This window comes from Novosphingobium aquae (assembly GCF_037572715.1).
GTDB lineage: Bacteria > Pseudomonadota > Alphaproteobacteria > Sphingomonadales > Sphingomonadaceae > Novosphingobium > Novosphingobium aquae.
On record NZ_JBBHJY010000016.1, the window covers coordinates 1 to 7,207 of the forward strand.

Annotated in this window: 6 protein-coding genes; 1 reads left to right on the top strand and 5 read right to left on the bottom strand. The window is 61.8% G+C overall.

Features of this window, described 5'->3' with window-relative positions:
* Positions 1–207, top strand: a 207-nt coding sequence (locus tag WG900_RS19945; RefSeq protein WP_339970102.1) for a hypothetical protein, incomplete at its 5' end; no start/stop codon positions are given.
* Here the strand turns inward: WG900_RS19945 and WG900_RS19950 are convergent.
* The 5 genes from WG900_RS19950 to WG900_RS19970 form a co-directional block, all read right to left on the bottom strand.
* Entirely contained in the window at positions 204–617 is a 414-nt protein-coding gene (locus WG900_RS19950) for a cytochrome c-type biogenesis protein (RefSeq protein WP_339970103.1), read from the bottom strand. The two genes, WG900_RS19945 and WG900_RS19950, sit on opposite strands and share 4 nt — an antisense overlap.
* Positions 614–1,144, bottom strand: coding sequence for a redoxin family protein (locus WG900_RS19955; protein WP_339970105.1), 531 nt, complete (start codon positions 1,142–1,144; stop codon positions 614–616). Before WG900_RS19955 ends, WG900_RS19950 begins: the two co-directional genes overlap by 4 nt.
* Positions 1,141–3,081 (bottom strand): heme lyase CcmF/NrfE family subunit, encoded by a 1,941-nt coding sequence (locus tag WG900_RS19960; protein WP_339970107.1) that lies wholly within the window; start codon positions 3,079–3,081, stop codon positions 1,141–1,143. The genes WG900_RS19955 and WG900_RS19960 overlap by 4 nt, the downstream gene beginning before the upstream one ends.
* Before the next feature lie 16 nt (positions 3,082–3,097).
* Positions 3,098–5,383: a tetratricopeptide repeat protein gene (locus tag WG900_RS19965; protein ID WP_339970109.1), complete on the bottom strand. Its 2,286-nt coding sequence runs from the start codon at positions 5,381–5,383 to the stop codon at positions 3,098–3,100.
* Between the two features lie 21 nt (positions 5,384–5,404).
* A partial coding sequence (locus tag WG900_RS19970; protein WP_339970111.1) for a cytochrome c3 family protein occupies positions 5,405–7,207 on the bottom strand: 1,803 nt, incomplete at its 5' end.

Consider the following 7,207-nt stretch of genomic DNA (forward strand, 5'->3'; position numbering starts at 1 on the left):
GTGCTTGGCATAAAGGAACATGGCGACCCGCCCTTTCTACTTGCCAGGAACTGTTGGAATGACGGGTTGGCCCGGGAGGTCGGGGCTGCCCTGCCAAGCATAACCGGCGACTGCGACCAGCAGCATCGCGCCACCGAGTTCAAGAGCCATCGGTTTTCTGCCGGCCAGCAACCACAGGGCAGCGAGCGCAACAATGAAAAATCCTAGTGCGAAGATCCAACCCATCGCTTGCCTTTCCTTTTCAATCGCCGCGCGACGAGTATTACGCCAGCGAATAGCGCGAATAGCGGCACCAGCCACAGCGGCATTGTTTCCGTCTTGAACTGCGGTTGGAAGCTTACCCAATCGCCGTACTTGCCGATCAGCATGGCGCGCACGTCTTCGGGATCATCACCTGCCGCGATCCGTTCGCGGATCAGGCGGCGCATATCACCCGCCAGATCGGCGTTGCTGCCTGAGATCGGCTGTCCCTGGCAAACCACGCAACGGATAGAATCCATCAGCGTCAGCGCCTGTTCCTCCTTGCGGGGATCGGCCAGAGACACTTCAGCATAGTCCTGCGCCAGCGCGGGAAGCGCCATGCTGACCAGCAGCAGTGGAAGCAGCGCCCGCTTCATGGCCGGGCTCCCAGCATGGCCATCAGCTTGGGCATGTCCTCTTCGGTCACCACGCCGATGTGCTGGTAAATGATCTTGCCCTGACCATCGACAACGAAGGTTTCCGGCACGCCTGCCGAACCAAAAGCAATCTGCGCCTTGCCCGCGGAATCGAGGCCGATGCGGGTATAGGGGTTGCCGTTGCGGGCAAGGAAAGCCTGAAGATCGGGGGTTGTATCATGCACCGCCAATCCATCAATTTCAGCGCCCGCGTCCTTGAGCCTGATCAACATCGGGATTTCCTGAACACAAGGCACGCACCACGATGCGAAGATGTTGAGCAGGCGCGGCTTGCCGTCCTTGAAATCGCGCGTTGCCGCGCCTGGCTGGCCTGGAATTCCGGGGGCGGCATCGAATTCAGGCAGCGGCTGACCGACCATTTTTGAGGCGATCACGTGATCGGCGGGGTTCTTGAGCCCGATGAAGAAGGCGATGAACAGCGCCGCGCACAAGCCAAAGGGCACCCACAGGATCAGCTTGCGCTTCATGCCGTTGCCTCCTTGTCCGCGCCCCACGGCCAGCGGGCAGACCAGATGTCGCGCTGAAGCCGGCCTAGCAGCGACAGGGCCCCGCCAAGCGCAATCAAGATGCCGCCCAGCCAGATCAGGGTGACAAATGGCTTCCACCACATCCGCATGACGAAGTTGGTGCCATCAGTATTCTCCCCGACCACCAGATAGAGTTGGCCGTTCCAGAAAGTCTTGATTGCGGCCTGATTGGTGGTCATCGGCGGATCGGTGAACTGGTGGAGCTGCGGCACCATCTGCCACGGCTCCCCTGTGCCCTTGCGAACGGAGAGGACCGCTTCGAGCGCCTGATAGTTGGGCCCCGGCGTCTCGCGCACGCCGAGCAGGGTGACCGAATAGGGGCCCACTTGGCTTGTTTCGTTAGCCTTCATCGACACCATGTTTTCCGCAGTGAAGGCAGCATCACAGGCCATGCCGGCCATGCTGACGGCACAGCCAAGGTGCGCCATGACCATGCCAAGGGTGAACAGCGGCGTGCGCGTCAGCTTGCGCTTCCACAAGGGAGCTAGGCTGGCAACGCCGACCAAAGCTGCGGCAACCAGCCCCAGCAGCGGCAGCAAACCGATGCCCCGCGCAAAAACCGCGAGCGTCAGCAGCATGATCGCAGCCGCCAGGATCGCCACAGCCATGCGGTCGAGCACCATACGCGGCCGGTCGCTACGCCAGCGCAGGAGAGGGCCCGCCGCGAGCAGCACCATCATGATAACGGCAATCGGTCCGGCCATGGCATTGAAGAACGGCGCGCCGACGGAAATCTTGCCGCCGGTCAGCGATTCAAGGATCAGCGGATAGAGCGTACCCGCCAGCACCACGACGAGGATCACCGAGAGCAGCAGGTTGTTGATCACCAGCGCCGCCTCGCGGCTGACCATGTCAAAGCGGTTGCCTTCAACCACGGTACTCACGCGCATGGCGAAGAGCGCCAGTGCGCCGCCGATATAGATTGCCAGCAGCGCAAGGATGAAGACGCCGCGCTCCGGATCGACCGCGAAGGAATGGACTGACGTGAGAATGCCCGATCGGACAAGAAACGTGCCGACCATCGACATTGAGAAGGCGAGAACCGACAGCATGATGGTCCAGGCGCGCAGACCATCGCGAGTGGCGAGCACGGTCACCGAATGGAGCAATGCCGTCGCCGCGAGCCAAGGCATCAGACTGGCATTCTCCACCGGGTCCCAGAACCACCATCCACCCCAGCCAAGGGTATAATAGGCCCAGTAAGAGCCCGCGGTGATGCCGATCGTGAGGAAAATCCAAGCCCCAAGGATCCACGGCCGCATGGCGCGGGCGAAGTCGGGGCTGACATTGCGGGTGACAAGTGCCCCAACGGCAAAGGAAAAGGCCGCCGACATGCCCACATATCCGGCGTAAAGCGTAGGTGGATGAAAGGCGAGGCCAGGGTCCTGCAGCAGGGGGTTGAGCCCCGCCCCGTCAAGCACGCCGGTGATTCGGGCAAAGGGGTTCGAGGCAAACAGCAGAAAGGCATAGAACCCCAGCGCAATCGCGGCTTGCGCTGCCAGCGTTGCCAGCCGGGTATCGGCGCGCAGTTTCTTTTCGAACAGGGCGATCGTCGCGCCGGAAAGGGACAGGATCGTCACCCACAAGAGCATGGAGCCCTCATGGTTCCCCCATGTCCCGGCGACCTTGTAGATCATCGGCTTCATCGAATGGCTGTTGGCCGCGACGAGCAGTACCGACATGTCCGATCGCACGAAAACGGCGATCAGCAGAAAAAATGACAAGAGAGCAAACCCCGCCTGCACGATCGCAGCGGGGGCAACGATGGCAGCGGCGGCTTCGCGCCCCTTCATCAGGCCCAATGCGCCGCCCAGCAATTGCAGCAAGGCCATGGCGGCTGCGATCCATAGGGCGGCCAGTCCGGCTTCAGCGATCAAGCGTGTAGTCCTTTCATCAGAAATCGAGCCGGTAACCGGCGCTCAGCACGTAGCCGGATTCGCGCGTGGTCATGGGGTTGCCGGCGATGATCTGGCGCTGGCGCGAGAAGTTTCCGCCAAATTCCACCTCAACCTCGCCATGGCGCAGCGGATACCAGTTCATGCGGAGGGTCGGCTGAAACTGGCTGAAATCGCCTTGCGTCAGCTTTTCCTTGCGCTCGCCGTAACGCAGGCGCGGGCTGAGACGGAACTTGTTGGTGATCGGCACGCGGGCGTTGATGTCCGCCGTCCAGGTATTGGTGCGCTGGGTGTTGGCATAGCGGCCTGAAACGATGAAAATGTCGCTGTCCCAGAATAACCCCGATCCGATCAGCTGCGCGCCGTAATAGTATTCCTTGCCCGTGACAGGGGTAGGCGCGACGCCTATGATGTCGGCCGTAGGAGGAACGCCGACGGTGCCGCCGGTATCGGTCATCGAGACGTCGAAGTTGGCCTGCAGCTTCTTGGTCAGCGGCCGCGAATAGGCAAGCGTTACGGTCTTGGCCGTCAGCGTCGTGTCTTTGGCCATTTGGTAAATTTGCGGATCGGTGAAGAACGGCTTGAGATCGCGCAGGTCCAGCACCGGAAGGCCGGTAGATACGAGGATCTGGCCATAAGTGGCATTGGTCGTGGTGAGCAGCGGCGACTGGCGATAATCGGCCGTCAGGGTCAGGTTCGCGCTGTCCGGGAAGTTGTAACTAAGCGACGCCAGCCCAAGGTTGAGCCGGTTGAACTTCACGTCATAGTCGATCATCGTGAAGGCATTGAACTTCTTGTTGGCATAGCGCCCTTCAAAGCCCACCGACCGGCGATCGACGAAACCTCCGCGGGCGTGCTGATCGAAATAATAGAAGGTTGTCTGGATCGGGCTCTTCTTGTTGCCCAAATCGACGCTGACGCCGTAGAACGGCCGTTCTTTCATCACCCAGGTCTGGCGAGATGACTGGACGGGGAAGCCGCCAACTACGTTGACACGTAGCTTGGGCCGGGCCTGCCAGCCGATCAGCGCGCCGTCAAAGCGACCCAGCACACCTTGCGAGTTGCGGGTTTGGCGCCCGACGCGAACCTGCGAACCGAAATCGCTCGAACTCCAGTCAAGATAGAGCGCGGTCAGTGCTTTGAGTCCTCCGCCGGGCTTGGATCGAAAGGTCGTCTGGCTGCCACCGTTGTTGATCGTCGTCACCGAGGCGCTGGTGCCGAAGTTTTTGGTATAAGACCCGGCCCCGCGCAGCTGGAACTGCTGGCGATCGTTGCCGCTCGAAATGGTAACGTCCGCGCTGGTCAGCAACTGGTTGACGTTAAGCGAATTGTCGATCTCGGTGCCGAGTGTGGAATTTGTGGCGAATGTGTCCGAGCTGGTCCGGCCCTGATCGCGAAAATAGAACTGCGAGAAACTGCCGCGCACACCCCATTCCCAGGCCTTGCCGCCGCCCGCGCGGCCCGAGGCCTGGCGCAAGGCCGGTGTGCTCGCAGCGGCCGCTGGACTGAGCGCGGCAAGTCGCTGGCGCACCCGTTCGGCCCCTTCGCCGCTGGGATAACGGCGCAGGTATTCTTCGTACTCCGCCTGGGCCTGCACTGACTGGCCCTTCTTTTCACGCGTCAGGCCAAGCAGCTCGAGCGCGCGGGGCGTATTGGCATTCTCCGGTTGTGCCAGCGCGTTGGTCAGCAATTGGATGGCGCGGTCATTCTCGCCATCGCGGATAGCACCTTCCGCTGAGTCGATCAGCCGGGCTGTCTCCGATCCATCGGCGGTCACCAAAGGAATGGCGGCTGCTGGCAAGGTCGGAGCGGACACCTCGCGCGGGGAGGGGCAGGCGCCGGCCTTGAGATCGCTCAGCCGGATGATCACCGAATTGGCTTGCAGTCCGGGTTCAACGGCAAATGCCGTATCCTTGGCAAAAAACAAGGAGAGGACGGGACCGCCCGGATTGTCGCCTTCATACTGGATCGAGGCGATTCCCGGAAGCGCACTCGGCGGACGCAGCGATTCACGTCCGCCCGGGCCGATCTGCGAATCGAGCGGCTGGATGCGGATGTGCAACTCGCGTCCGTGCGTTTCCGGAAACGAGCTAAGCACTTGCAGGCGCATGTTGAAGTTGACGGTCAGGACCGGGCAGTTGCCAGAGCTATCAACACGCACGTCAGACAGAGTGCGATCGGCCGATGCTTGGCCAAATGCGGGCATTGGCAAAACCAGTCCGCCGGCTATGGTTGCCGCGATGATGGCGATCGGAGCCGCAGAAAATTCGGTCAATCTCGTCAAGTCATGTCTCCAGATGCATGCCTATCGGTCCCAAGTCCGGGTCGAGTGGCATGCGCCGCAATCTTGAGTGGTGGTTGGATGTTCGTGGCTGGGCTTACCCTCCGCGATGCGTCCGTTGTGACAGGAGTCGCAGCGGCCGGTCACGTCGCTGTGGCTGATCCGGTAGTTCAACCAATTCGTTGTCGAGGTGTGGCAATTGCTGCAAACGTTAGTCGTGCCGGGGTGGGTGGCCGACTTGCCTGTGGCGGTCGTGCCGTTGTGGCAGGAATAACAATTGGTGCCGACGCCCGAATGGCTGAAGGTCGCCGGAGTCCAGGCATTGGTCTGGTGGCACGTGCCGCATTCTGAAGTCGTTGGCACATGGGTTGCGGTCTTGCCGGTGGCGGCGTTGCCATTGTGGCAGGACGAACAGGTGCCGAGCGCTTGCGTATGATCCATGCGGACGCTGGTCCAGGCGGTGGTCACATGGCAGAAATCGCAGCTGTCGGTGGTCCGGATGTGGGTCGCGGTCTTGCCCGGCGCGGTGGTGCCGTTGTGACAGCTCGCGCAAGTGCCGATCACGTCGGCGTGGTTCACGGTGCGCGCGGGCGACCAGGCGGTCGTGGTATGGCAATCCTCGCAAATCGCGGTTGTCGCTATGTGCGTGGCGTTCTTGCCCGTTGCGGTCGTGCCGTTGTGACAGGTGGAGCAGGCCCCAGAGACATTGGCATGGCTGAAATTCGCGGGCGTCCACGCCGTCGTGCGGTGACAATCACTGCACTGCGCGGTCGTAGCGATATGGGTGGCGGGCTTGCCCGCGGCGGCGGTTCCATTGTGACAGCTTGAGCAAGTGCCGATCACGTCATTGTGATCGACCGTCCGGGCCGGGGACCATGCTGTCGTGGTGTGGCAGTCTTGGCAATTCGTGTTGGTGGCAATGTGGTTCGAGCTCTTGCCCGTCGCGGTGGTGCCATTGTGGCAGCTCGCGCAAGTGCCGGTGACGTTGGCATGGCTGAAGTTGGCGGGCGTCCAGCCGGTGGTGGAGTGGCAAGTGCTGCATTCCGAAGTCGTCGGAATATGCGTTGCAGGCTTGCCGCTGGCTTTGGTCCCGTTGTGGCAGCTTGAACAGGTACCGATCACGTCGTTGTGGTTGACCGTTTTGGCAGGGCTCCAGGTGGTTGTTGTGTGGCAATCCTGACAGTTGGTGTTCGTTGCGATGTGTGTGGCTGACTTGCCTGTGGCGGTCGTGCCGTTGTGGCAGCTGGCGCAAGTGCCAGTGACGTTGGCATGGCTGAACGTCGCCGGCGTCCAGCCCGTGGTGCGGTGGCAATCACTGCACTCCGCAGTTGTCGGGACGTGGGTTGCGGTTTTGCCGCTGGCTTTGGTCCCGTTGTGGCAGCTGGAGCAGGTGCCGATCACATCATTGTGGTTGACGGTGCGCGCCGGGCTCCAAGCCGTGGTTGTGTGGCAATCCTGGCAATTCGTGTTGGTCGCGATGTGCGTGGCTGACTTGCCTGTGGCAGTCGTGCCGTTGTGGCAGCTGGCGCAAGTGCCAGTGACGTTGGCGTGGCTGAAGTTGGCGGGCGTCCAGCCGGTGGTGGAGTGGCAAGTGCTGCATTCCGAAGTCGTCGGAATGTGGGTTGCGGTTTTGCCGCTGGCTTTGGTCCCGTTGTGGCAGCTGGAGCAGGTACCGATCACGTCGTTGTGGTTGACGGTGCGCGCCGGGCTCCAAGCCGTGGTTGTGTGGCAATCCTGGCAGTTGGTGTTCGTTGCGATGTGCGTGGCTGACTTGCCTGTGGCGGTCGTGCCGTTGTGGCAGGACGCGCAAGTGCCGGTGACGTTGGT